Here is a 24962-nt window from a genome sequence, read left to right as displayed (position 1 = left end):
GAGGGAAAGGGCAGGGGACCGTCCGGTCCGCGACGCGACAGGGGGAGCAGCGGCACATGGTGACGAAGCGGCAGGAAGTGGAGGCGGTGACCCCGGCATGCCCCGGGCGCCTGCCCGACCTCTCCGGGCTGGACCTGGCCGCGCTGCGCGGGATCGACCATCCCGTGCTGGCCCAGGTGATCGAGGGCATGGTCGAGCGGGTGACACATCCGGCCGAGATCCTCAACGCCTTCGACTCCGGGGTGACCTGACCGGCGCGCGTCTGATCCGCCCCACCTTGAAACCGAGTTGACCACTTTCCGCCGTTAGCGGGGACCGTCCTCAGGGCAGGGATGGACCGTCCGCCGGGGGTTGCCTCCCGGAGGCACGGGGGAGGAAGGCGGGGCGATGAGGCGAGCGGTCACGAGCAACTCCGCGCTGCCCGCGCCCGGCGACACCGACTCCACCCAGCCCCAGCCGGTCCCGTCCCGGCCTCGGCAAGACCCGGCCCGGCCCCAGCCGGCCCCGGCCCGGCCCCAGCCCCAGCCGGCCCCGGCCCGGTCCGAGCCGGTCCCGCCCCGGCCACAGTCGGTCCCGGCCCGGTCTCGGCAAGACCCGGCCCAGCCCCAGCCGGCCCCGTCCCGGCCTCAGCAAGATCCAGCCCGGTCCCAGCCGGCCCCGGCCCGGTCTCGGCAGGAGGTCGCCGGGGTGCATCGGCTGCGTCATGTCCGGTACGCGCCCTGGCCCTACGCCCGGCTCGACGTGGCCGCGGCGCGGGCCGCGGGCCACCGGCCGCATCCGATCCGGCAGTTCGTGCTCAAGACGCGCAGCCGCTGCAACCTCGCCTGCACCTACTGCTACGTCTACGAGATGGCCGACCAGGGCTGGCGCGGCCAGCCGCCCGCCATGACCGCCGCCACCGCCGCCCGCGCCGCCGAGCGGATCGCCGAGCACGCCGCCGCCCACGCCCTGCCCCGCGTCGACCTGGTGCTGCACGGCGGCGAACCGCTGCTCACCGCCCCCGCCGCGCTGGCCGGGCCCGTCGAGGCCGTACGGGCCGCCGTGGCCCGGGCGGCCCCGCGCACCCGGGTCACCGCCACCGTCCAGACCAACGGCACCCTGCTCACCCGCGGCCGCCTCGCCGCCCTCGCCGCCGCCGGGATCCGCGTCGGCGTCAGCCTCGACGGCGGACTGCCCGCGCACAACACCCGGCGCGTGGACCACGCCGGGCGGCCCGGCTTCGGCGCGGCCGCCCGGGGCCTGCGGCTGCTGGCACGGCATCCGGACAGCTACGCCGGGGTGCTGTGCGTCGTCGACCTCGGCCAGGACCCGGTGGAGACGTACGAGTCCCTGCTCGCCTTCGCCCCGCCCGGCATCGGGCTGCTGCTGCCGCTCGCCAACTGGAGCAACCCGCCCCCCGGCCACCACCCGGGCCTGACCCCGTACGCCGACTGGCTGCTCGCCGTCTTCGAGCGCTGGTGGCACGACGGGGTGCGGCGCACCCGGATCCGGCTCTTCGAGGAGATCATCGCCCTGCTGCTCGGCCTGCCCGCCGCCACCGAGACCCTCGGGCTCGCGCCCGCCGCCACCGCCGTGATCGAGACCGACGGCTCCATCGAACAGGCCGATTCACTGAAATCCGCGTACGAGGGGGCCGCCGCGACCGGCATGAGCCTCGACACCCACAGCTTCGACGAGCTCCTCGACCACCCCGGCCTCGCCGCCCGCCAGCTCGGACGGGACGCGCTCGCCGCCGGATGCCGCGCCTGCGAGCTGGTCGAGGTGTGCGGCGGAGGGCACTACCCGCACCGCTACCGGGCCGGCGAGGGCTTCCGGCAGCCGTCCGTGTACTGCGCCGACCTCCAGGTCCTCATCCGGCACATCGCCTCCGCCGTCCACCGCGCGGCGCAGGCCACCGGGGCCGCCGTCCCCGTGACCGCCGCCCGGCGCACCGCCCAGACCGTCACCGAGCGAGCCGCCCCGTCCGCCAAGTCCGCCCCGTCCGCCCAGGCCGCCGCCCGGCGCGCCGCACGGGCCGCCGCCGCCCATCCGCCGGCGGTCGCCTCATGACCACCGCCCTCACCGCCTTCACCGTCTCCTCCCGCACCCTGCGCGCCCTCGCCTCCACCGAGCCCTCCACGGAAGGCACCCGCCTGGTCCGCGACGTGCGCCGCTCCAAACGCCTCGTCCTCCTGCGCGCGGTACTCGACGCCGCCCCCGGCGGCTCCTCCGGGGAGGCCGCCGACCACTGGGCCCTGTTGGAGGAGGCCGAGCGCCGCGACGCGGGCGCCGTGCGCGACGTACTGCACTACCCGGCCACCGGGGTCTGGGCCGAGGAGACCCTGCGCCGGCTGCACGCCTCCTACGGCCCCCCGCCCGACCTCGGCCACCTCGGGGCCCTCGCCGTCGCCGCCGCCCTGCGCGCCGGCCTCGCCTTCACGCACACCCTGCGGCCCCAGCACGGCCGGCTCGTCCTGCCCACGCTCGGCCTGCTGCGCCCGGACCGCCCCGGCCCGCTCACCCTCACCGAACGCTCCTGGGACCCCGACGACCCCGCCACCGTTGCCCTGCACGCCCTGCCCGGGGGCCGGACCGCCCTCGACGACCTCGACCCCTACCGGGCGCCCGGCCCCGCGCAGCCCGCGCCCGTCCGCCCCGCCCGCCGGCTCACGCCGAAGGGGCACAAGCGCTGGGACACCCAGTGGTCCGGCGCGCTCACCCTGCTCCTGCGGTACGACACCGTCCGCGCGGAGGAGACGGGACAGCTGCTGCGCTCCGTCGTACCGCTGTCGGGCGGCTCCCGCTCCAACGGCGCCACCCTGCCCGCGGCCGCCGGCTCCGTCCTGGCCCGCGCGCAGGCCCCGCCCGCCCTGGCCGCCACCCTCGTCCACGAGGTCCAGCACGGCAAACTCGCCGCCCTCGCCGACGTCCTGACCCTGCACACCGCCGACCGCACGCCCCGCCACTGGGCCCCCTGGCGCAGCGACCCGCGCCCGCTGGAGGGACTCCTGCACGGCGCCTACGCCCACCTGGCCCTGGCCGGCTACTGGCAGCGGGCCGCCCTCTACGGGGCCCGCGGCGCCTGGGCCCAGCACGCCCGGATCCGCGCCCAGGTGGCCGCCGTCCTGCCCGCCCTGCGCGCCCACGACCGACTGACCGCCGCGGGGCGGGAGTTCACCGAGGCGATGGCCGCCGCCGAACGGGCCATGGACGAACTGCCGCCGCCCGGCGACCAGCACACCGCGGCCCGCCGGGCCGTCGACCGGGAGCGCCGCGCCTGGTGCGAGGAGCACCCCGAACTCGCCCCGTTCGCCCGCGGTTGAGGGGCCGCGCCCACCGGCACCGCTGCGGTACCTTTTCAGTCCCGTCCACTGCCCGGAGCCCAGGGAGACGGCGCATGACCACCGGTAGTCGGCAGGACCAGGGCAACACCGCGCACCCGTACCCGCACGCCCAGCCGCAGCGCTTCGTCATCAGCTTCGCCGGGTTCAACCGCCCCTGGGCCGTGTGGATCGGCCACCGCCTGGAGGAACACGGCCACCGCGTCGCCCTCCAGCGCTGGGACCCGCAGAACAGCCCCGGCATCGCCCAGGCCCTCGACGACCTGGCCCGCTCCGGCAGCCGGGTCCTCCTCGTCCTCAGCGAGCGCTACTTCTCCGCCGGCACCCACGCCGACGAGGAGTGGAACACCGCCCTGCGCGCCGTCACCGACCGCCACCCCGACCGGTTCGCGGCCGTCTGCCTCACCGACGCCCCGCTGCCCAGCGCCGTCGCCGTGCTGGAGAAGACCGACCTGTGGGGCCTGGACGCGTACGAGGCCGAGTACCGCGTGCTGCGCCGGCTGGAGCTGCCCACCGACCGGATCGGCACCGAAACCGGCCGCCGTGGACCCCGCTTCCCCAACGACCCGCCCGAGATCTGGGGCCGGGTCCCGCGCCGCAACCCGCGCTTCACCGGCCGCAACGACGTCATCGGCACCCTGCGCGAGGCCCTGGCCGAGGCACCGGCCGGCGCCTCCACCGTCACCCTGCTCGGCCTCTCCGGCGTCGGCAAGACCCAGGTGGCCACCGAGTACGCCTACCGCTTCGCCTCCGAGTACGACGTGGTGTGGTGGGTCCCCGCCGAGGACCGGCCCACCCTGCGCGAACGCCTCGCCGACCTGGCCCCCGCCCTCGGCCTGCCCCGCGGCGCGGGCAGCTACGGCGAGCAGATCCGGGCCGTCCTCGAAGCGCTGCGGCGCGGATCCCCGTACGGCCGCTGGCTGATGGTCTTCGACGGCTGCGACAACCCCGACGACCTCATCGACCTGCTGCCCTCCGGCGCGGGCGACGTCATCATCACCTCCCGCAACCGCGAATGGGCCACCCGGCACACCAGCCTCGTCGAGGTCCCGCTCTACGCCCGCCCCGAGTCGATCACCTTCATCCGCCGCCGGGCCCTGCGCCTCACCGCCGACGAGGCCGACCAGCTCGCCGAGGCCCTGGAGGACTACCCGCTCGCCCTCGACCAGACCGCCGGCTGGCTCGCCGACTCCCCGCTCCCGGTGGGCGACTACCTCGCCCTGCTGCAGCGCCGGATGGACTCCCACGAGGCCGTCACCGTCTCCGAGGACTACCCGCTGCCCTTCCCCACCGCCCTCGCCATACTCCTCAACAACGTCCGCGAGAACTTCCCCGACGCCCTCTCCCTGCTCCGGCTGTTCGTCTTCTTCGCCCCCGGACCGGTGCCGCTGCGGCTGCTGCGCGAGTTCCCCGCCGACGACGTGCCCGAAGAGCTCGCCGGGCTGATCAACGACCAGATCCGGTGGAACGCCGCCCTCAACAAGCTCGTCCAGTTCTCCGTCGTCCGGCTGGAGTACTCCGACCTGCCACTGGAGGAGGGCGGCGGCGGGCTGGAGACCGTACAACTGCACCGCATGGTCCACGGCATCGTCCGCGAGGACCTCTCCGAGGAGGAGGCCGAACCGCTGGCCCGGGCCGTCCGGCAGGTCCTCGCGGCCGCCGACCCCGGCGGGCCCTCCGACTCCCGGCTGTGGCCCCGCTACGCCGAACTCGTCCCGCACCTGGCCACCTCCGGGGTGCTCACCAGCGGAAACCCGCGCATCCAGAACTTCCTGCTGCGCTGCCTGCGCTACCTGATCCTCGCCGGGGAGTACCGCACCTGCCTGCGGCTCTCCGAGGAGACCGACCTGATCTGGCGGGCCGTGCTCGGCGAGGACCACCCCAAGGTGCGCGAGCTCAGCTACCAGTACGGCAACGCCCTGCGCAACCTCGGCCTGTTCCGGCGCGCCGAGACCCTCACCAAGACCGTGTCCGGCCGGCTCACCGCGGAGCGCGGCGACCGGGACCTGGAGAGCCTGCGCGCCACCAGCGCGTACGGCGGCGTCCTGCTGTGCATCGCGAAGTTCGAGCCCGCCCGCGAGATCTTCGAGCACTGCCTGAGCACCTACCGGGAGCTGCTCGGCGAGGACGACTCCGTCACCCTCGACGCCCAGAACAACCTCGCCGCCACCTACCGGCTGCTCGGCCGCTACCAGGACGCCTACGACCTCGACCTGGACACCCTGCGCCGCCGCGAGCGCGTCCTGAAGCCCCTGCACATCTCCACCCTCGCCTCCGGCATCGCCTGCGCCATGGGACTGCGGCTGATGGGCCGCTACCGGGAGGCGCAGACCCGGCAGGAACAGGGGGTCAAGCTGAACACGCAGGTGCTGGGGCTGGGCCACCCGCAGACCCTGCGCGCCGAGCACAACCTCGGGATGTGCCTGCGCCGCTCCGGGGACATCCCCGGCGCGGGCCTGCGGCTGCGGACCGTGTGGGAACGGGCGACGCGGGTCTTCGGGGTCGACTACCCGTGGACCCTGATGGTCGCCTCCGACTACGCCACCTACCTCAGGGAGTACGGGGACATCGGCGAGGCCCGCCGCATCTCCGAGGACGTGGTCCGCGGCTACCAGTCGCAGCTCGGCCTCGCCCACCCGTACAGCATCGGCACCGTCGGCAACCTCGGACTGGTGCTCCGCGCCCAGGGCGAGCGCGCGGAGGCCCTGTCCCTGGCGGAGCAGGCCCTCGTCGGCATGCGGGGCGCGCTCGGCGACCGCCACCCGTGGACCCTGGGCTGCGCCCTCAACGCCACCGGCCACCGCAACATCACCGGCCGGCTGGAGGACGCACTGGACCTGAGCCGCGACACCCTGCGCACCGCGGAACAGGTGCTGGGCCCGGACCACCCGATGACGCTGAGCGCCCAGATCGCGCTCGCGGCCGACCTCCGCTCCGTACGGGAACACGCTGAGGCGGCGAAGCACGAGGACGCGGGCATCAAGGGCCTCACCCGCACCCTGGGCGCGCAGCACGTCCACACCGTATCGGCGAAGCAACAGACCAGGCCGTACTGGGATTTCGAGCCGCAGCCGTAGCGGGTCCGGTAACGCCTCCGGGGCCCACTAGTCCGGCACCGGGATGAGGTTGGGGCCGTTGTCGAACACCTGGTCCTTGAACCTGGCGCGTTCCTCCGGCGTGACGCACTTGACGTCGCCGTCCCACATCTCCCGCCATACGTAGCCGGGCATGCAGGTGGACGGCCCGTAGGCGCCGCCGCCGGGCTGGCGGTGGGGGTTCTGCGCGTGGGCCCGGTCGCGGATCTGCGGCGTGACGCAGAGGGAGTCCCCGTCGAAGCTGTCACGCCAGACGTAGCCGGGCAGACAGGTGTACGGCCCGTAGGCGCCGCCGTCGGGCTCCTGGTGGGGGTTCGGGTAGACGTCGGAGCGGACGCCGGCCGCCGACTGCGACGGCTGGGCGACCGCCGCCGACGCCGGCAGCGCGACGGCTCCGCAGATGAAGGCGACCGAGGCGACGGGTATCACGAAGCGCGCGATCCGCAGCCTGGGCCGGGTGGCAGCAGGGGTGTGGACGTCGTAGGACATGGTGGGCTCCTCGCAGGTGTGGGTCCGGCGGCGCGGGGCGCCGCCGGATCTCTGACGGGTTCGTGGCCCCGCGGCCATCGCCGCGTGAGCACACCTCCAGTAAGCGAGCCGGCGCCGGTCCCGGTCATGTCCCGGAAGGACGTGACTTGACGGGACGGAGCAGGGGTGCTGGGTGACCGAGAGGAGGCACCGACCCGGAAGCCGGGCCAGGGACGCCGGAAGGCCCGGCTCCCCCCGAGGGGGAGCCGGGCCTTCCGTACTGCTGAGCTCAGCGCAGCGATCAGGCCTCGAAGACCTCGTTCAGCAGGAGCTGCTGCTCCGCCTGGTGGCGCTTGGCGGAGCCGACCGCCGGCGACGAGCCGTGCGGGCGCGAGATGCGCCGCAGGCGCTCGCCCGCCGGGACGTCCGCGCCGACCGCCAGGTCGAGGTGGTCGATCAGGTTCAGCGCGATGAACGGCCACGCACCCTGGTTCGCCGGCTCCTCCTGCGCCCAGATGTACTTGGCCGCGTTCGGGAACTTGGCGATCTCCGCCTGGAGCTCCGCACCGGCGAGCGGGTACAGCCGCTCGATGCGGATGATGGCGGTGTCGGTGATGCCGCGCTTCTCGCGCTCGGCCTCCAGGTCGTAGTAGACCTTGCCGGCGCAGAAGACGACCTTGCGGACCGCGTTCGCGTCCACCGTGCTGTCACCGATGACCGGACGGAACGAGCCGGTCGTGAACTCCTCCGCCTTCGACGCCGCCGCCTTCAGACGCAGCATCGACTTCGGGGTGAAGACGATGAGCGGCTTGTGGTGCGGGTTGTGGACCTGCCAGCGCAGCAGGTGGAAGTAGTTCGACGGCAGGGTCGGCATCGCGACCGTCATGTTGTCCTGCGCGCACATCTGCAGGAAGCGCTCGGGACGCGCGGACGAGTGGTCCGGGCCCTGGCCCTCGTAGCCGTGCGGGAGGAGCAGCGTGACGCCGGAGGTCTGGCCCCACTTCTGCTCGGCCGAGGAGATGAACTCGTCGACGACGGTCTGCGCGCCGTTGACGAAGTCACCGAACTGGGCCTCCCAGAGGACCAGCGCGTCCGGGCGGGCCAGCGAGTAGCCGTACTCGAAGCCCATGGCCGCGTACTCGGAGAGCAGCGAGTCGTAGACGTTGTAGCGGGCCTGGTCGTCCGACAGGTAGAGCAGCGGCGTGTAGTCCTCGCCCGTCTCCCGGTCGATGAGGACCGCGTGGCGCTGGCCGAAGGTGCCGCGGCGGGAGTCCTGGCCGGACAGCCGGACCGGGGTGCCCTCCATCAGCAGCGAACCGAAGGCCAGGGTCTCGCCCATGCCCCAGTCGATGGTGCCCTCGTCGATCATCGCCGCGCGGCGCTGCAGCTGCGGCAGCAGACGCGGGTGGACGGTGACGCCCTCGGGGATGGTGACCTGGGACTCGGCGATCCGCTTGACGACGTCCTGCGAGATCGCGGTGTTCACGGCGACCGGGAACTCCTGCGCGGTCTGCGCGGGCGTCACCGGGGCGCCGGCGGCCGGAGCCGTGGCGGCCTCGCGGACCTCCGCGAAGACCTTCTCCAGCTGGCCCTGGAAGTCCTGCAGCGCCTGCTCGGCCTCTTCCAGGGTGATGTCGCCGCGACCGATGAGGGACTCGGTGTAGAGCTTGCGCACCGAGCGCTTCTTGTCGATCAGGTCGTACATCAGCGGCTGCGTGAAGGCCGGGTTGTCGGACTCGTTGTGCCCGCGGCGGCGGTAGCAGATGAGGTCGATGACCACGTCCTTGTTGAACGCCTGGCGGAACTCGAAGGCGAGCCGCGCGACGCGGACCACGGCCTCCGGGTCGTCGCCGTTCACGTGGAAGATCGGCGCCTCGATCATGCGGGCCACGTCGGTCGCGTACATGGACGAACGCGAGGACTCCGGGGCGGCGGTGAAGCCGACCTGGTTGTTGATGACCACGTGCACGGTGCCGCCGGTGCGGTAACCGCGCAGCTGCGACATGTTCAGCGTCTCGGCGACGACGCCCTGGCCGGCGAAGGCCGCGTCGCCGTGGAGCGCGAGCGGGAGGACGGTGAAGTCCGTGCCGCCCTTGTTGATGACGTCCTGCTTGGCGCGGGCGACACCCTCCAGGACCGGGTCGACCGCCTCCAGGTGCGAGGGGTTCGCGACGAGCGAGACCTTGATCTGCTCGCCGTCCAGGCCGGTGAAGGTGCCCTCGGCGCCCAGGTGGTACTTGACGTCGCCGGAGCCGTGCATGGACTTCGGGTCGAGGTTGCCCTCGAACTCGCGGAAGATCTGCGCGTACGACTTGCCGACGATGTTCGCCAGGACGTTCAGGCGGCCGCGGTGGGCCATGCCGATGACGACCTCTTCGAGGCGGGCCTCGGCGGCCGAGTCGATGACGGCGTCGAGCAGCGGGATGACGGACTCGCCGCCCTCCAGGGAGAAGCGCTTCTGGCCGACGTACTTCGTCTGCAGGAAGGTCTCGAAGGCCTCCGCCGCGTTCAGGCGGCGCAGGATGCGCAGCTGCTCCTCGCGCTCCGGCTTGGTGTGCGGGCGCTCGATGCGGTCCTGGATCCAGCGGCGCTGCTTCGGGTCCTGGATGTGCATGAACTCGACGCCGGTGGTGCGGCAGTACGAGTCGCGCAGCACGCCGAGGATGTCGCGGAGCTTCATCATCGACTTGCCGGAGAAGCCGCCGACCGCGAACTCGCGCTCCAGGTCCCACAGGGTGAGGCCGTGCTCGGTGATGTCGAGGTCGGGGTGCTTGCGCTGCTTGTACTCCAGCGGGTCGGTGTCGGCCATGACGTGGCCGCGGACCCGGTAGGAGTGGATCAGCTCGAAGACGCGGGCGGCCTTCGTGACGTCGTCGTCGTGGCTGGCGTCGATGTCACGGTTCCAGCGGACCGGCTCGTACGGGATGCGCAGCGACTCGAAGACGGCGTCGTAGAAGCCGTTCTCGCCGAGCAGCAGGTTCGCGACGATGCGCAGGAACTCGCCCGAGGCCGCACCCTGGATGACCCGGTGGTCGTAGGTCGAGGTCAGGGTCATGACCTTGGAGATGCCCAGCTTGTTCAGGGTGTCCTGCGAGGTGCCCTGGAACTCGGCGGGGTAGTCCATGGAGCCGACGCCCATGATGACCGACTGTCCGGGCATCAGGCGGGGCACGGAGTGGACGGTGCCCAGGCCGCCGGGGTTGGTCAGGGAGACCGTCACACCGGTGAAGTCGTCCATCGTCAGCTTGCCGACGCGGGCGCGGCGGACGATGTCCTCGTAGGCCTGCCAGAACTCGAAGAAGTTGAGGGTCTCGGCCTTCTTGATGCCGGCGACGACGAGCTGGCGGTCGCCGTTGGGCTTCACCAGGTCGATCGCGAGGCCGAAGTTGATGTGCTCCGGCTTGACCAGGGTCGGCTTGCCGTCCTTCTCCGCGAAGGAGTGGTTCATGCCGGGCATGGCCTTGATCGCCTGCACCATCGCGTAGCCGATCAGGTGCGTGAAGGAGATCTTCCCGCCCCGGGCGCGCTTGAGGTGGTTGTTGATGACGATGCGGTTGTCGAACAGCAGCTTCACCGGGACGGCGCGGACGGACGTGGCCGTCGGCACTTCCAGGGAGGCGTTCATGTTCTTGGCCACGGCGGCCGACGGGCCGCGGAGCGTCACCAGCTCGGGGCCCGCGGGGGCCTCGGTGGCGGGCGCGGCCTTCGGGGCGGCTACGGCGGAGGGGGCGGGCGCGGCCGGTGCGGCGGCCGGGGCCTGGGAGGTGACAGTCACAGCAGGGGCACCAGAGGGGGTGGCAGGAGCAGGGGCAGGAGCTGACACAGGCGTGGGCGCGGGAGCCGGGGCGGTCGCGGGCGCGGCGCTCGCCGCCCCCGTGGCGGCGTCGGCGACCTGCGGGGCCTGGGCGACGGTGGTGGCGGCCTGTGCGGAGGCGCCGTCCGTCGTCGTCGTGGGCTTCTCCGTGCCGGCGGACTTCACCGGAGCGGCGACGCCCCCCGGCTTGTAGTCGGCGAAGAAGTCCCACCAGGCCCGGTCGACCGAATTCGGGTCCTGGAGGTACTGCTGATAGATCTCGTCGACGAGCCACTCATTGGCACCGAAGCCTGAGGCAGGGTTCTTCCCGCCCTCTGCTGCTTCGGTCGTGGTGCTCGAGTTACTGGGGGACTGTGGCGACACGGCGGCAACCGCCCTCTTCCGCTTCACAAGGTATGGACAGCGGGAATAAAGGCTACGCCTCCTCGGCCGCTGCATGCAGGCCGGGCGGGACTTCCGTCGCGCAGGTCACATCGAACGGCGGGTTTCACCGCCTGGAATGGCGGGAAACAAGTGTGGTTCGGGTAGGGGGCACCGAGGTTGCGGCCCCCTTGGCTTCGCACCCCTGACGGACCCCGGGTACGTGTGGCCGAGATCATGTCCTTCCCACTCGAACCCTACGTCAACACGGAGCCTGCGAGCTGCCCGGAAGCGTGACAAGGATGCGGCAGCCGCGTGACGATTCGGCCACTCCGATCCGCCCGCCGTGCAGCTCCACGGCCCAGCGGGCGATCGCCAGCCCCAGTCCGGTACCGCCGTCGCCCCCGCGGGCGCTGCCCCGGTTGAACCGCTCGAAGACCCGGTGGCGCTCGGCCTCCGGGATGCCGGGCCCCTCGTCCCGCACTTCCAGGACCAGGCCGCCGGGTGCGTCGCCGGCCCGGGCGCGGACCGTGACCCGGCCGTGCGGCGGGCTGTGCTTGACCGCGTTGTCGATCAGGTTCGCCACCACCTGGTGCAGGCGCTCGTTGTCCGCGTACGCCCACAGCTCGGGCGGGAAGACGTCCAGGTGCAGGTGCACGTCGTTGCGGGTGTGCCCGCCCGAGCCGGAGAGCAGCCCCGGCCGGCCGGCGGCCGCCAGCCGCGACTCCTTCAGCACCCCCGACAGGTACGGCCACACCTCGAAGCGGCGCGCGCGCAGCGGGACCACGCCGTTGTCCACCCGGGACAGGTCCAGCAGGGTCTCCACGAGCCCGCCGAGGCGCTCGGTCTGCTTCAGCATCGTGCGCATGGTCTCGGGATCGGCGGCCGAGACCCCGTCCACCACGTTCTCCAGCACGGCGCGCAGCGCGGCGATCGGCGTGCGCAGCTCGTGCGAGACGTTGGCGACGAGCTCCTTGCGGTGCCGGTCCACCGCCTCCAGGTCGTCCGCCATCAGGTTGATGGTGGAGGCCAGGTCGCCCAGCTCGTCGCGGCGTCCGGCCCCGCGCACCCGCCGGGTGTAGTCGCCGTGGGATATCGCCCGGGCCACCGTCGTCATGTCGTCCAGCGGGGCCGTCAGGCTGTGCGCCACGAACTGCGTGATCAGCATCGAGGCGATCACCGAGAAGACCGTGATGAAGCGCAGCTCGGTGTCGGTGCGCAGGGCCACCAGCAGCAGGCCGGTCGTGATGAAGACCGAGACCACAACGAGCGTGCCCAGCTTGGTCTTGATCGAGAACGGCGAGAAGGGCCGCAGGCCCCCGGCGGGCCGCTGCCGCTGCCTTTGCCGCTGCCTCGGTCCGGTCGGCGGGCCGCTCACGGCTGGGCCGGGGTCTCCAGGGCGTACCCGACGCCGTGGACCGTACGGATCCGCTCCGCGCCGATCTTGCGCCGCAGGGCCTTGATGTGGCTGTCGACCGTACGGGTCCCGGACGCGTCGGCCCAGTCCCACACCTCGGCCAGCAGCTGCTCCCGGGAGAGCACCGCCCGCGGGGTCCCGGCCAGGCACACCAGCAGGTCGAACTCGGTCGGCGTCAGGTGCACGTCCTCGGTCTGCACCCGGACCCGGCGCTGCGCGTGGTCGATCTCCAGATCGCCCAGGCGCAGGGTGGCCCCGCGCGGGGTGGACGCGGCGATCGTGGCCCGCTCCACCCGGCGCAGCAGCACGTGGACCCGTGCGGCCAGCTCGCGCATCGAGAACGGCTTCGTCATGTAGTCGTCCGCGCCGACCCCGAGCCCGACCAGCAGGTCGGTCTCGTCGTCCCGGGCGGTGAGCATCAGCACCGGGACCGGCCGCTGCGCCTGGACCCGGCGGCAGACCTCCAGTCCGTCGAAGCCGGGCAGCATGACGTCCAGGACCAGCAGCTCCGGCAGCCAGCTCTCGGCCGCGGCGACGGCGGCAGGGCCGTCCGCGGCCGTCTGTACCTGGAAGCCCTCCGCGCGCAGGCGGGCCGCGATGGCCTCGGCGATGGTGTGGTCGTCCTCGACGACGAGCACACGCCGCTGGGCGCCGGGTGTCGCCGCGGCGCCGTTGTGTGTGGTGTGTGTCTGTTCCATGTCCGCCCCTGAAGATCCCGCGTGAATGGGGTGCAGCGTAGAGGAGGCATCGGCCTGCGGCTACGTGGGGTTCGGACATGGCATATGTGCTGGAGCAGGTTAAGCGGAATGATATGTACCGGGTGCCGGACCCCCCACGGGACCGGCACCCGGCGGGCGGGACCGGTCAGGTGCCCCGCCGTCTGCGGCCCCCTACAGGGTCAGTCCGTGCCCGTGCGGGAAGACCGGGTCGTGGGTGTCGTTCGGCACATCGGGGCGGGAGGCCGCGACCGCTTCCATCGAGCGCGGGAGCTCGAAGGGGAGCCGGCCTTCGGGGACGGCGCGGCCGAAGGCCACGTCCAGCAGGGCGGCGTCCGAGGCGCCGTAGTCGGCGATCAGGGCGGCCGCGCGGTCGGCGATCTCCGGGATGACGGCGGCCCGCTCCAGGTTGATGCAGACCAGGGTCGGGACCCGGTCCAGGAGGGCCAGGATCTCGGCCAGCTCCGCCTCGGGGAAGGCCAGCGAGCCCGAGTGGAAGAAGGATTCGAAGAGGTTCTCCCGGGGTTCGTACGGGGTCCGCAGGCGCAGGACGGCCAGGTCTGCGTCGGCCGGTCCGGCGACCACCTCGCCGTACCCGGCGGCCACCGCCTCGTCCACGCCCCGCACGTACAGCCTCGGCCGCCCGCGCAGCGGCAGCCGGCCGCCCGGGTTGGTGAGGACGGTCAGCGAGCGGCGCTGGGCCGCGTCGCCCAGAGCCGCGAAGTCGGCCCGGCCCACGGTCTCGGCCGCCGCGTCCGGATCCACGTACGGGTCCTCGAACAGGCCGAGCGTGAACTTCTCGCGCAGCAGCCGGCGTACGGACGCGTCGATCCGGGACTCGGAGACGCGGCCCGAGCGGACCAGCTCCACGACGACCTCCGGGCACTGCTCGCCGCCGAACTGGTCGCAGCCGGCCTCCAGGGCGCGGGCCGCCCGCTCGGCCACGCTCAGGTGCTCCAGGCCCCAGGCGCGCGCCGGATGCACCTGCCCGAAGATCGTCGCGTCGTTGAGCAGCCCCCAGTCGGTGCAGACGATGCCGTCGAAGCCGAGCTCCTCCCGGAGCAGGCCGGTGACCACGCCCTTGCTGAAGCCGAAGCCGACCTCCTCCCAGTCGGTGCCCATCGGCTGGCCGTAGTACGGCATCATCTGCGCGCACCCGGCGGCGATCGCGGCCTTGAACGGCTCCAGGTGGTGCTCGCGCATGCCGCCCGGGTAGACCTGCTCCTTGCCGTGCGCGAAGTGTGGGTCCTCGCCGTCCTTCTGGGGGCCGCCGCCGGGGAAGTGCTTGACCATGGCGGACACCGATCCGGGGCCGAGGGCCGGGCCCTGGAGGCCGCGTACGTACGCCTGGACGAGCCGGCCGGTCAGCTCGGCGTCGGAGCCGAAGGTGCCGGTCTGGCGGGCCCAGCGGGGCTCGGTGGCCAGGTCGATCTGCGGGTGCAGGGCGACGCGGAAGCCGACGGCGAGGTACTCGCGGCGGACGGTGTCCGCGAACCGGTGGACGAGCTCGGGATCGCCGATCGCGGCCAGGCCCAGGGCCTCCGGCCAGGCGGAGAAGGCGCCGGCGTTGAAGGAGGCGCCGATGTTGTCCGTGAAGGCGTGGCGCGGATCGGTCGAGAGGGTGACCGGGATGCCGAGGCGGGTGGCCGCGGCCATCTCCTGGACGGCGTTCTGCCACCGGGCCATCTCGAAGGCCTCGTAGGTGCCCAGCAGGTTGAAGTGCGACAGGAAGCGGTCCTCGACCAGCTCGGGCGTGGTGAAGGGGAGCATCGAGCCGTCGGTCTCGGTGACCGGGCTGCCGTCCGCGTTCATCATCAGCATCGAGTGGAAGAGCTGGCCGGCCTTCTCCTCCAGCGTCATCCGGGAGAGCAGATCGGCCACGCGCCGGTCGACGGGGAGGGAGGCGTCCTGGTACTCGGGGATTGCGTTCACGGCGGGGCTCCTGGACTGCGTGACCGGGCGGATCGGCGGCGTGGCGTCACGGTAGAGGCGAAAACCTTGCACCCGCTAGGTTTTTGAAAAGTGACCTGGATCACGCTCCCGGGCGGCCGGGCGGGAGCGGCGTCTAGGGTGGTGCGCATGGCAGGGGACACGGGGCGAGCGGCTCCGAAGGGCGCCGGGCGCGGGACCTACGCGGTGGGCGACGCCCGCCGGCAGAAGATCCTCGACACCGCGGTCGAGCACTTCGCGCAATGGGGCTTCCACGCCTCCTCGCTGGCCCGGATCTCGGCCGGCTGCGGGATCACCCAGGGCGGACTGCTGCACCACTTCCGCGGCAAGGAGGACCTGCTGCTGTCGGTGCTCGCGCAGAGCGAGCGGCACGACGTGGAGCGGCTCTTCGGCGAACCCGCAGCATCGGTCGCCGCGTACTTCACCACCCTCGTGGGCCTCGCCGCGGACAACGAGCGGCGGCCCGGCATCGTCCGGATGTTCAACACCCTGGTCGGCGAGGCCGCCGACCCCGGGCATCCCGCCCACGCGTACTTCGAGCAGCGCTACGCCCGGGTGCTCGGCCACACCGTCGACGTGCTGGAGGCGGGCGTCGCGCGCGGCGAACTGCGCCCGGACGCCGACTGCGAGGCCGCCGGGCGGGAGGTCATCGCCGTCATGGACGGCCTGCAGATCCAGTGGGTGCTGGCGCCCGGGAACGTGGACATGCCGACCCGGCTGCGCGGCTTCCTGGACCGGCTGCTGCGGGAGCTCTCGGCCGCGGGGACGGGCCCGGCCCTGTCCCTGCCGAATGCGGAAGAGGCGGTCTAGCCCGCCGTGAAGGAGGGCAGGGCGTCCACGACCTTCGTCAGGGCCGGCGGCAGGGAGCCCTGGTCGCCCGCCACCTCGAAGCCGCCGTGCACGAAGGCGTAGAAGTACCCGTCGTAGATCGTGGGGCCGCCCGTGGCGATCCTGGGCAGGTGGGCGAAGTCCGCCTCCTGGAGTGCCGTGCGCAGGGCGGCGAGATCGGCCTCCGGCATCGTGCCGGTGCGCTCCTGCTTCGCCCTGGCGTCCAGCAGGGTCCAGGAGCCGTCGCCCTTGACGATGAGGGTGTGGGTCTGGCCGGCGAAGCCGCCGCTGCGGGTCACGCGGACCAGGGTCTCGCCGGGGGCGGGGACCCGGCCGGCCGTGGGGCTCGCGGTGGGGTCCGGGCTCGTTCCGGGACCGGGGGCGCTTCCGGTCGGGCCGGGCACCGACGCCGTCGGGGCCTTCGGGGGCGCGTCGTCGCCGTCACCGGAGGGAGACGGTCCGCATCCCGCCAGCAACGCCGCACCCAGCACCAGGCCCGCCACCGCTCGTAACGCGCGCACACCCACCTCCGCCATCACTCCGGTCCACCCCCGAGTATGGAGTCCCCACACCCGTTCCGACAGCTCACGGAGGCCGACATCAGCCGGATCGCCCCCTGGCGACTGCTGCCGCCGCTGCTCGCCGTGGTCCTCGGCCTCTGGGGCCTGGAGCGGAGCGGCAGCATGTGGCGCGACGAGTCCGTCACCTGGCAGGTGGCCCACCGGCCGCTCGGCGGGATCCGGGAGCTGCTGGGCGGCGTCGACGCCGTCCACGGCCTGTACTACCTCCTCATGCACGGGGTGTTCCAGCTCTGGGACGGCGGCCTGTGGGCGCTGCGGCTGCCCTCCGTCGCCGCCACCGCGCTCGCGGCCGCCGGGGTGGCCGCCGTCGCCCACCGGCTGGTGGGGGAGCGGGCCGCGCTGATCGCCGGCTGCGTGTACGCCGTCCTCCCGCCCGTGCAGATGTACGCCCAGGAGGGCCGCTCGTACGCCCTGGTCGCGGCCGCCGTGGTGTGGGCGACGTACCTGATGCTGCGCGAGCGGTGGGCGGCGTACACGGTGGTGCTGCTGCTCGGCTGCTGGCTGCACGAGTTCGCGGTGCTGGCCCTGCTCGCCCACGCCTTCACCGCGTGGCGCTCGCGCGGCTGGCGGTGGAGCGCCGCGGCCGTGGCCGTCCTCCTGCTGCCGCTGGCCGTGGTGAGCGCCCGGCAGGCCGAGCAGCAGCTCGGCTGGCTCGGCCGGCCGAGCTGGCAGGACTGGGCGGCGTACGGGGTGGTGGGCGGCGCGGCGCTGCTGCTCGCGCGGGGGGCCGCGAAGGACCTCGTCCGGGTGGCGCTCCCCCTCACCCTGCTGCCGCCCGGGCTGCTGATGGTGATCTCCCTGCTGCACCCCTGGTACGTCGACCGCTACGTCCTCTACGCGCTGGCCGGACCGGCCCTGCTGGCCGGGGCCCGGCTGGCGGCGGCCCGCGGCTGGTGGCCGTGGGTGCTGGCCGGGGCGCTGCTCGTGCCGTTCGGCATCTGGTCGGTGTGGCTCCGTACGCTGGAGAGCCGCAAGGACGACGTCCTCGCGGTGGCCGCCGCGGTCCGGGAGCGGGCCCGGCCGGGGGACGCGGTGGTGTTCATGCCCTCGCGCCGGCGCGAGTGGCTGCTCTCCTCGCCCGGGACCTACGCGGACCTGCGCGACGTGGCCCTGGACCGGACCCCGGCCGCTTCGCACAGCCTCCAGGGCACCGAGCTGTCCCCGGACCGGATCCGCTCGGCCCTGCTCGCCTCACCGCGGGTGATCGCCCTGCTGGACCCGGCCGGTCAGCCACTGGACCCGTACCCGCGGGAGGCGGTCAAGCGGGAGACCCTGGCCACCCGGTTCGAACTGTGCTCGACGACCGCCGTCCGCGGAGCCCGCATCGCCGTGTACGCCCACCGGGGCTCCTGCCGCTGACCCGGCCGCTGCCCCGCCGGGGGTGCGCCGCCGGTGTGAGCCCGCCCGGGCGCTCGCCGCTGCCCTGCTCGCAGCCCCGAGCCGGGCCGGCCTGCCGGGAGGCCCGCCGCCGCCCCGGCCCGGCGGGGGCCCGGTCGGCGCGCGGACGGGACGGGGCCCGCCGCCGCCCCGCCCGGCCGGTGCCCCGAGCGGCGGAGGAGGATGGGGCGACCCGCGTCGCACAGCCGGAGGTGCCGAATGCCCACGCCCCAGAACGCCGCGCCCCAGGAGCCCGCGCCTGCAGCGGTGGGCGAACCGGCGCCGGCGCCGGGAGGACAGGCGGCCGGCGAGCCGGCGGGACCGCTCGCCGGCGTGCCGCGCGGGTCGGAGACCGGGGCATGGGCCGGGCCGGAGGCGGGACGGCTGCCCGGGCCGGAGGCCGAATCGCTGCCCGGGGCGGAGGCCGGATCGTTGCCTGGGGCCGAGGCCGGACTGCTTTCCGGGGCGGAGGTGGGACGGCTACCTGGGCCGGAGGCCGAGCCGTTGCCTGGGGCGGAGGCGGGACTGCTGCCTGGGCCGGAGGCCGAATCGCTGCCCGGGGCGCTCGTCGGGGTGGACTGGCTGGGCGCGCGGCTCGGGGCGGCCCGGCTGGTGGTCCTCGATGCCTCCGTCGGTGCCCACCGGGGTGCGGAGCGGCGGATTCCGGGGGCTCGTCCCTTCGACCTCGACGGGGCCCTGTCCGACCACGGGGCCCCGGCCCCGCACACCATGCCCGGGGCCCGTGAGTTCACCGAGGCCGTGCGCGCGCTCGGGATCTCCGACCCGGACACCGTCGTCGTCTACGACGGCGCCGGGATCTACTCCAGCGCCCGCGCCTGGTGGATGCTGCGCGCCATGGGCTTCGACCGGGTTGCCGTCCTCGACGGGGGACTGCCCGCCTGGACCGCCGCCGGCCTGCCCGTCGAGGACACCGGACCGGCCTACGACGGCCCGCGCGGCTCCTTCACCGCGCGGCCCCGTCCCGGGCTGCTGGTCGGCAGCGAGACCGTCGCCGCGGCCCTGGCCGATCCGGCCGCGGCCGTCGTCGACGCCCGCACCCGCGGGCGCTTCGCCGGTACCGCCCCCGAGCCCCGCCCGGGCCTGCGCGCCGGGCACATGCCGGGCGCGGTCAACCTGCCGTTCGGCGAGCTCCAGGACCCCGACGGCCTGATGCGCCCGGCCGGGGAGCTCCGCGCGGCCTTCGCGGAGGTCGCGGGCGGGCGCGAACGCCTCTACTTCAGCTGCGGCTCCGGGGTGACCGCCTGCGTGCTGGCCCTCGGCGCCGACCTCGCCGGATACGAGGAACTGGCCGTGTACGACGGCTCCTGGAGCGAGTGGGGCCTGCCGTCGCCGCTGCGCCCGGTCGCGACCGGCCCGTAGGCGTCCGGGCGGAGGCGGCGGCGCCGGCCGGGCGGGGGTTATCCCCACCCGGGGTCCGGGTACCGGCCCCATCGGCCGGGCGGCCGCGCCGCGCGAGGATCGGTCCATGACTTCTCACGCCACGTCACCCCGCCCCGTCCGCACCGCGGTTGCCGTCCTCGGGGCCGGACTCCTGCTGGCCGGCTGCTCCTTCTCGGACGGACCGAAGAAGACGGCGACCGCCGACACCACGGTCACCGAGGCGGTCGCGGCGGTCGAGGTGACGGATGCCCGGGCGGGCTCGATCGAGGTCACTCCGGGGACGGGTCCCGGCGTCACCGTACGCCGCACCGTCCACTACCGCGGCGGCCCGGCCCCCACCCCCGGCCAGCAGGTCAGCGCGGGCGTGCTCACCTTCTCCAACGGCTGCTCCGGCAGCTGCTACATCGACTACCGCCTGGAGGTCCCGGCCTCGGCCAGGGTCAAGCTGGAGAGCAGCAGCGGCCGCATCACCGTCACGGGCGTGGCGGCCGCCGAGGTGGAGGCCGACTCCGGCGAGGTCCGGGCCGAGCGCATCGCGGGCCCGCTGAAGATCCGTACCTCCTCGGGCGAGATCACCGCGGCCGGCCTGACCGGCCCGAGCGCGGACGTCCACTCGGACTCGGGCGACGCCCGCCTGGACTTCACCGCGGCCCCGTCCTCGGTGCTCGCCGAGACCACCTCGGGCGACGTGACACTGAAGGTCCCCACGGCTCCCTACCGGGTCGACGTCTCCACCACCTCCGGCGGCCGCGACATCACCCTGCCCGCGGACCCCTCGGCCGCCTCCCGCCTCTCCGCGAAGACCACCTCGGGCGACGTCCGCGTCTCCGCCGTGTGACGCCGGCGCCCGGCCGCCGTCCGGTCGCGTGGGTGACGGCCTGCTCAGTCCTGCGGCCGAGCGCCGGGCCCGTCGCGGTGTGCCAGGCGGGAGAGGACCTTGGCGTACACGATCGTCGCCGCCGCGGAAACGGTCACCACGACTGCCAGCGCGAGGATGCCCAGCAGTGCGGGCCACTGGCGCAGCGGGTCATCGCACCGGGAGTCCCCGGACGAAGACGGGTCGACCAGCGGGGCCCGGCACAGGGCCCTGTCCCCGAAATCGGGGCCGTAGTCGGCGAGCATCAGGAAGGCGAACCATCCCCAGATCGCCAGCGCCAGGATCATCCACGCGATCGACCACGCCTCGATCCGGCGTGCCCGCCGATGCTCCTGTCCGGCCTGCGCCGGCGCGGTACTCGCGGCATCGGGCGTCTGCTGGGCCGGCACCTCGGCGGTCATGTCTCCCCCTCTTGGACACGGATCAACGGACGGCAGTCCATCACACCGCTCCGGCCCGCCGCGGCATCGCCCCGTCCGGCCGGAACAGGGCATCCACCCCTGTTCGCCCCCGGCGAACGGGGGTTGGGGAACATCGGGGGGCGCACATGCATTGAGTCGGCATAGCTCAACTTCACTGCCGGAGGGAAGATCATGGCTTCGACGTCCGTCACACTCACCCTGCCCGTGCTGCCGCTCGACGACGAGGTCGTGCTGCCCGGAATGGTCGTTCCGCTGGACCTGTCCGACCCCGAGGTGCGCGGTGCCGTCGAGGCGGCCCAGGCCGCTGCGGGCACCGGGAAGCCCCGGGTGCTGCTCGTGCCGCGGATCGACGGGAAGTACGCCGGGACGGGTGTGCTCGGGACGGTCGAGCAGGTGGGGAGGCTCTCCGACGGGGACCCCGGGGCGCTCATCCGCGGCCGCGGCCGGGTCCGTATCGGCGCCGGCACCACCGGGCCCGGGGCCGCGCTCTGGGTCGAGGGCGAGACCGTGGACGAGACCGTGCCGGACCCGCTGCCCGGATCCGTGGCCGAGCTCGTCAAGGAGTACAAGGCGCTCGCCACCAGCTGGCTGAAGAAGCGCGGTGCCTGGCAGGTCGTGGACCGGGTCCAGCAGATCGAGGGGGTGTCCGCGCTGGCGGACAACTCCGGGTACTCGCCGTTCCTGACCGTCGACCAGAAGGTCGAACTGCTGGAGACCGCCGACCCCGTCGCCCGCCTCAAGCTCGCCATCAAGGCGCTCAGCGACCACCTCGCCGAACAGGACGTGGCCGAGTCCATCGCCAAGGACGTGCAGGACGGCGTCGACAAGCAGCAGCGGGAGTTCCTGCTCCGGCGGCAGCTGGAGGCCGTGCGCAAGGAACTGCGCGAGCTGAACGGGGAGAAGGACGGCGAGGAGTCCGACGACTACCGGGCCCGCGTCGAGGCCGCCGACCTCCCCGAGAAGGTGCGCGAAGCCGCCCTCAAGGAGGTCGAGAAGCTGGAGCGGGCCAGCGACCAGAGCCCGGAGGGCTCCTGGATCCGCACCTGGCTGGACACCGTGCTGGAACTGCCCTGGAACGAGCGCACCGAGGACCGGTACGACATCCAGGGCGCCCGGGCGGTGCTGGACGCCGAGCACGCCGGCCTGAGCGACGTGAAGGACCGCATCACCGAGTACCTCGCCGTCAGGAAGCGGCGCAGCGAACGCGGCATGGGCGTCATCGGCGGCCGCCGCGGCGGGGCCGTGCTCGCGCTCGTCGGGCCGCCCGGCGTCGGCAAGACCTCCCTCGGGGAGTCCGTCGCCCACGCCATGGGCCGCAAGTTCGTGCGCGTCGCCCTCGGCGGAGTCCGCGACGAGGCCGAGGTCCGCGGCCACCGCCGGACCTACGTCGGCGCCCTGCCGGGCCGGATCGTCCGGGCCATCAAGGAGGCCGGGTCGATGAACCCGGTGGTGCTGCTCGACGAGATCGACAAGGTGGGCTCCGACTACCGCGGAGACCCGGCGGCCGCCCTGCTGGAGGTCCTGGACCCGGCGCAGAACCACACCTTCCGGGACCACTACCTGGAGGTGGAGCTCGACCTGAGCGACGTTGTCTTCCTGGCCACCGCCAACGTCCTGGAGGCCATCCCGGAGGCGCTGGCCGACCGGATGGAGCTCGTCCGCCTCGACGGCTACACCGAGGACGAGAAGGTCGTCATCGCCCGCGACCACCTGCTCCCGCGCCAGCTGGAGCGCGCCGGCCTCGCCGCCGACGAGGTGGTCCTGGAGGAGGACGCCCTGCGCAGGCTGGCCGGGGAGTACACCCGGGAGGCGGGCGTCCGCACCCTGGAGCGGTCCCTCGCCCGCCTGCTGCGCAAGGTCGCCTCCCAGCACGAGCTGGGCGAGCGCGATCTGCCCTTCCGCATCGGCGCCGACGACCTGCGCGGGCTGATCGGACGCCCGCACCACGTGCCCGAGTCCGCCCAGGACCCGGCCGAGCGGCGCACCGCGGTCCCCGGCGTGGCCACCGGCCTCGCGGTGACCGGCGCGGGCGGCGACGTGCTGTTCGTCGAGGCCTCGCTGGCCGATCCGGAGACCGGCGCGGCCGGCCTGACCCTCACCGGCCAGCTCGGCGACGTCATGAAGGAGTCGGCGCAGATCGCGCTCAGCTTCCTGCGCTCGCACGGCGCGGAACTGGAACTCCCGGTCGCCGACCTGAAGGACCGCGGCGTGCACATCCACTTCCCGGCGGGCGCCGTGCCCAAGGACGGCCCGAGCGCCGGCATCACCATGACCACCGCGCTCGCCTCGCTGCTCTCCGGCCGGCAGGTCCGCACCGACGTGGCCATGACCGGCGAGGTCTCGCTGACCGGGCGCGTCCTGCCGATCGGCGGCGTGAAGCAGAAGCTGCTCGCCGCGCACCGGGCCGGGCTGACCACCGTGATCATCCCGAAGCGGAACGAGGCCGACCTGGACGACGTCCCGGCGGAGGTGCTGGAGGGGCTGGAGGTGCACCCGGTGACGGACGTGCGCCAGGTACTGGAGCTCGCCCTGGCCCAGGCGGAAGTGGAGATCGCCGCCGCGGCGTGACGGAGGGCGCACGGCCCGCCGAGTGCCCCTCCCACGCTTCGCGCGCGCCCTGCGCGCGCCACCACACGGCCCGGCTCCCCGCTCCGGCGGGGTCCCGGGCCGTCGGCGCGCGCCCTGCGAAATACTGGCCCCTCACCCACCGGGGTGCCACACACCATCGAAGGAGCGGGACGTGCACGGGAGCGAAGACCAGGAGTTCCTTGCCCTGGAGCGGGAGCTGTCCGTCTTCCTCCGGCGCGCCCGCGCCTCCTCCGGAGAGATGGCCCGCGAGCTCCACCCCGAGCTGGAGCCCGCCGCGTACGGGCTCCTCGTACGCCTGGAGGCGGCCGGCCGGCAGCGGGCCACCGAGCTCGCCGCCTACTTCGGGGTCGGCAAGGCCACCATGAGCCGGCAGCTGCGGGCCCTGGAGGTCCTGGGCCTGGTGGCCCGCGAGCCGGACCCCGCCGACGGCCGGGCCTTCCTGGTCGGCCTCACCGAGGAGGGCCGCGAGCGGTTCCTGCGGGTACGGGGCGCACGGCGCGAGCAGTACATGCGCAAGCTCGCCGGCTGGGACCGCGGCGAAGTGGCGGAACTGGCCCGGCTGCTGAACCAGCTGAACGCGGGCGCCGAGTAGGGGCACCCGCCCGACCCGGGCCAGGGGTCCGGAGCCCGGCGGTTCCAGAGCCCGGCGGTTCTAGAGCTCGGCGTAGACCGTGGACGCGTCGTCGTGCCGCTTGTACCGGGCCGACGGCCGGGCCGGGTCGCACTCGATGGCGCGGACCCGGCCGATCAGGCCCTGCGCGCCCTCCTTCCGCAGCACCGCCAGGCACTCGGTCCAGTCGCCCTCCCCGAACGTGTCCGTCCACCGGCTCGCCCCGTCCGTGAGCGCGGCCACCGCCCGCACCTGCCCGCGCGGGGTGCGCCCGGTCACCGCCCGGGCCGCCACCGCCGGGTCCGCGGCCGCCGTGAAGAAGCCGCCCTCCGCGTTCCGCAGCGCGTCCGTCGCCGCCACCGAGCGCAGCACCTCCCGCGGCAGCCGGTCCAGCCGGTCGTCGAGCACCGCCGTCACCTCGCCCCCGGGCGTCTGGAGGAGGAGTACGGAGTCCGAGAGCACGAGGTGCTCCACGTGGGCCTCGTCCCAGCGGACCATGACGACCGTCGCCTGCGGCGTGCGGACGTGAGAAAGGTCACAGGTGTCGCGGTGGGCCTCGGCCGTGGCGCGGACGGCCTCGGCCAGAATCCGGTCCAGCGTCATGTCCCGCCGCGATCCGGACAGTTCGGTCAATCGGCCGCCGAGCCGGGCCGCGAACCACGGAACTCCGTGCACGCAGCCGTCCTCTCCCTTCGGCGGGGTGACCCCGTCCAGGGCGATCAGAACGCCGCCGCCAGAGGCGGGGATCGCCGCCGACACCCAGTCCTCATTGGGGCGTTCTTCGCTGCCGGGGGCCGAGGCGAGATCGATGCGCATGCCACCATTCTGCCGGGCGGGGACCGCACCGCACGCGCAGGTCCGTACCAAAGCGGGAGGAGGCGGGCGGCCCGTACGCGGACCGTTCGGGCGCGGTCGGTGAGGGCCCGGGGCGGGGCGCCGGCACGCGGGCGGACATGTGGGCGGGCATCCTGCCAAAGCCCGTATCGATCTTTCAACCACCTGTCCACGGAGGCGCTCTGGCACAGGGTGCCCGAGTTGGTTGCCAACTCATCCGTGATGTTCACTCGTTCGAGTGGCCGGGTGGGCGATGTGCGGCTCTCTCCCCAACACGCTGCAAAGGTCTGAGGCGGTACGAGG

General features: G+C 73.8%; 18 protein-coding genes. 10 read left to right on the top strand and 8 right to left on the bottom strand.

Annotation, left to right across the window (positions count from 1 at the left end; genetic code table 11):
• Nucleotides 1–56: 56 nt before the first annotated feature.
• From fxsA to fxsT, 4 genes are all read left to right on the top strand, one after another.
• On the top strand, nucleotides 57–251 hold the full coding sequence (gene fxsA / locus ACIPYQ_RS20955; protein ID WP_361753099.1) for an FxSxx-COOH cyclophane-containing RiPP peptide: 195 nt from the start codon (nucleotides 57–59) through the stop codon (nucleotides 249–251).
• A 436-nt stretch (nucleotides 252–687) separates the two neighbouring features.
• Nucleotides 688–2049 (top strand): FxsB family cyclophane-forming radical SAM/SPASM peptide maturase, encoded by a 1362-nt coding sequence (locus ACIPYQ_RS20950; protein ID WP_401253169.1) that lies wholly within the window; start codon nucleotides 688–690, stop codon nucleotides 2047–2049.
• The gene (locus ACIPYQ_RS20945; protein ID WP_401253166.1) at nucleotides 2046–3302 is read left to right on the top strand and encodes an HEXXH motif domain-containing protein; all 1257 of its coding nucleotides are present in this window, start codon (nucleotides 2046–2048) and stop codon (nucleotides 3300–3302) included. The genes ACIPYQ_RS20950 and ACIPYQ_RS20945 overlap by 4 nt, the downstream gene beginning before the upstream one ends.
• 74 nt (nucleotides 3303–3376) lie before the next feature.
• A complete protein-coding gene (fxsT, locus tag ACIPYQ_RS20940; RefSeq protein WP_401253163.1) occupies nucleotides 3377–6397 on the top strand; it encodes an FxSxx-COOH system tetratricopeptide repeat protein in 3021 nt (1006 codons plus the stop codon).
• A gap of 27 nt (nucleotides 6398–6424) precedes the next feature.
• On the opposite strand, the gene ACIPYQ_RS20935 is transcribed toward fxsT, so the two are convergent.
• The 5 genes from ACIPYQ_RS20935 to ACIPYQ_RS20915 all read right to left on the bottom strand — a co-directional run bounded on the left by ACIPYQ_RS20935 (nucleotide 6425) and on the right by ACIPYQ_RS20915 (nucleotide 15122).
• Nucleotides 6425–6904: a hypothetical protein gene (locus tag ACIPYQ_RS20935; protein WP_401253160.1), complete on the bottom strand. Its 480-nt coding sequence runs from the start codon at nucleotides 6902–6904 to the stop codon at nucleotides 6425–6427.
• Between the two features lie 280 nt (nucleotides 6905–7184).
• Nucleotides 7185–11060: a multifunctional oxoglutarate decarboxylase/oxoglutarate dehydrogenase thiamine pyrophosphate-binding subunit/dihydrolipoyllysine-residue succinyltransferase subunit gene (locus ACIPYQ_RS20930; protein WP_361753105.1), complete on the bottom strand. Its 3876-nt coding sequence runs from the start codon at nucleotides 11058–11060 to the stop codon at nucleotides 7185–7187.
• Nucleotides 11061–11319: 259 nt separating this feature from the next.
• Nucleotides 11320–12435, bottom strand: a complete 1116-nt coding sequence (locus ACIPYQ_RS20925; RefSeq protein WP_383562913.1) for an ATP-binding protein — start codon at nucleotides 12433–12435, stop codon at nucleotides 11320–11322.
• A complete protein-coding gene (locus ACIPYQ_RS20920) occupies nucleotides 12432–13172 on the bottom strand; it encodes a response regulator transcription factor (RefSeq protein ID WP_361753107.1) in 741 nt (246 codons plus the stop codon). Before ACIPYQ_RS20920 ends, ACIPYQ_RS20925 begins: the two co-directional genes overlap by 4 nt.
• A gap of 192 nt (nucleotides 13173–13364) precedes the next feature.
• Nucleotides 13365–15122 (bottom strand): glycoside hydrolase family 3 protein, encoded by a 1758-nt coding sequence (locus tag ACIPYQ_RS20915; protein WP_401253155.1) that lies wholly within the window; start codon nucleotides 15120–15122, stop codon nucleotides 13365–13367.
• A 147-nt stretch (nucleotides 15123–15269) separates the two neighbouring features.
• On the opposite strand from ACIPYQ_RS20915, the gene ACIPYQ_RS20910 reads away from it, so the two are divergent.
• On the top strand, nucleotides 15270–15950 hold the full coding sequence (locus tag ACIPYQ_RS20910) for a TetR/AcrR family transcriptional regulator (protein ID WP_401253153.1): 681 nt from the start codon (nucleotides 15270–15272) through the stop codon (nucleotides 15948–15950).
• Here the strand turns inward: ACIPYQ_RS20910 and ACIPYQ_RS20905 are convergent.
• Nucleotides 15947–16489, bottom strand: a complete 543-nt coding sequence (locus ACIPYQ_RS20905; RefSeq protein ID WP_401253150.1) for a hypothetical protein — start codon at nucleotides 16487–16489, stop codon at nucleotides 15947–15949. The two genes, ACIPYQ_RS20910 and ACIPYQ_RS20905, sit on opposite strands and share 4 nt — an antisense overlap.
• A gap of 36 nt (nucleotides 16490–16525) precedes the next feature.
• Here ACIPYQ_RS20905 and ACIPYQ_RS20900 point away from each other — a divergent pair, with 36 nt between their 5' ends.
• From ACIPYQ_RS20900 to ACIPYQ_RS20890, 3 genes are all read left to right on the top strand, one after another.
• Nucleotides 16526–17908, top strand: coding sequence for a hypothetical protein (locus tag ACIPYQ_RS20900; protein WP_401253147.1), 1383 nt, complete (start codon nucleotides 16526–16528; stop codon nucleotides 17906–17908).
• 570 nt (nucleotides 17909–18478) lie between these two features.
• Entirely contained in the window at nucleotides 18479–19306 is an 828-nt protein-coding gene (locus ACIPYQ_RS20895) for a sulfurtransferase (protein WP_401253428.1), read from the top strand.
• Between the two features lie 106 nt (nucleotides 19307–19412).
• Entirely contained in the window at nucleotides 19413–20165 is a 753-nt protein-coding gene (locus ACIPYQ_RS20890) for a DUF4097 family beta strand repeat-containing protein (RefSeq protein WP_401253144.1), read from the top strand.
• A gap of 44 nt (nucleotides 20166–20209) precedes the next feature.
• Here ACIPYQ_RS20890 and ACIPYQ_RS20885 read toward each other — a convergent pair whose 3' ends face one another.
• Nucleotides 20210–20605: a hypothetical protein gene (locus ACIPYQ_RS20885; RefSeq protein ID WP_401253141.1), complete on the bottom strand. Its 396-nt coding sequence runs from the start codon at nucleotides 20603–20605 to the stop codon at nucleotides 20210–20212.
• A 192-nt stretch (nucleotides 20606–20797) separates the two neighbouring features.
• Between ACIPYQ_RS20885 and lon the strand changes: the two genes are divergently transcribed.
• Nucleotides 20798–23194, top strand: coding sequence for an endopeptidase La (lon, locus tag ACIPYQ_RS20880; protein ID WP_401253138.1), 2397 nt, complete (start codon nucleotides 20798–20800; stop codon nucleotides 23192–23194).
• A 172-nt stretch (nucleotides 23195–23366) separates the two neighbouring features.
• Nucleotides 23367–23807, top strand: coding sequence for a MarR family transcriptional regulator (locus ACIPYQ_RS20875; protein WP_319727299.1), 441 nt, complete (start codon nucleotides 23367–23369; stop codon nucleotides 23805–23807).
• A gap of 60 nt (nucleotides 23808–23867) precedes the next feature.
• On the opposite strand, the gene ACIPYQ_RS20870 is transcribed toward ACIPYQ_RS20875, so the two are convergent.
• Nucleotides 23868–24641 (bottom strand): protein phosphatase 2C domain-containing protein, encoded by a 774-nt coding sequence (locus ACIPYQ_RS20870; protein WP_401253134.1) that lies wholly within the window; start codon nucleotides 24639–24641, stop codon nucleotides 23868–23870.
• Nucleotides 24642–24962: the final 321 nt, after the last annotated feature.

The sequence above is a fragment of the Streptomyces sp. NPDC090045 genome (genome assembly GCF_044747975.1).
Lineage (GTDB): Bacteria > Actinomycetota > Actinomycetes > Streptomycetales > Streptomycetaceae > Streptomyces.
The sequence above is the reverse complement of the archived record's forward strand: the minus strand, read 5'-3'. Positions and strand labels throughout refer to the sequence as shown.

Excerpts from the sequence above, each read along its gene's own strand:
- fxsA (WP_361753099.1), top strand. The coding sequence starts at position 57 with ATGGTGACGAAGCGGCAGGAAGTGGAGGCGGTGACCCCGGCATGCCCC.
- ACIPYQ_RS20945 (WP_401253166.1), top strand. The coding sequence starts at position 2,046 with ATGACCACCGCCCTCACCGCCTTCACCGTCTCCTCCCGCACCCTGCGC.
- fxsT (WP_401253163.1), top strand. The coding sequence starts at position 3,377 with ATGACCACCGGTAGTCGGCAGGACCAGGGCAACACCGCGCACCCGTAC.
- ACIPYQ_RS20935 (WP_401253160.1), bottom strand. The coding sequence starts at position 6,904 with ATGTCCTACGACGTCCACACCCCTGCTGCCACCCGGCCCAGGCTGCGG.
- ACIPYQ_RS20920 (WP_361753107.1), bottom strand. The coding sequence starts at position 13,172 with ATGGAACAGACACACACCACACACAACGGCGCCGCGGCGACACCCGGC.
- ACIPYQ_RS20910 (WP_401253153.1), top strand. The coding sequence starts at position 15,270 with ATGGCAGGGGACACGGGGCGAGCGGCTCCGAAGGGCGCCGGGCGCGGG.
- ACIPYQ_RS20900 (WP_401253147.1), top strand. The coding sequence starts at position 16,526 with ATGGAGTCCCCACACCCGTTCCGACAGCTCACGGAGGCCGACATCAGC.
- ACIPYQ_RS20890 (WP_401253144.1), top strand. The coding sequence starts at position 19,413 with ATGACTTCTCACGCCACGTCACCCCGCCCCGTCCGCACCGCGGTTGCC.
- ACIPYQ_RS20885 (WP_401253141.1), bottom strand. The coding sequence starts at position 20,605 with ATGACCGCCGAGGTGCCGGCCCAGCAGACGCCCGATGCCGCGAGTACC.
- lon (WP_401253138.1), top strand. The coding sequence starts at position 20,798 with ATGGCTTCGACGTCCGTCACACTCACCCTGCCCGTGCTGCCGCTCGAC.
- ACIPYQ_RS20870 (WP_401253134.1), bottom strand. The coding sequence starts at position 24,641 with ATGCGCATCGATCTCGCCTCGGCCCCCGGCAGCGAAGAACGCCCCAAT.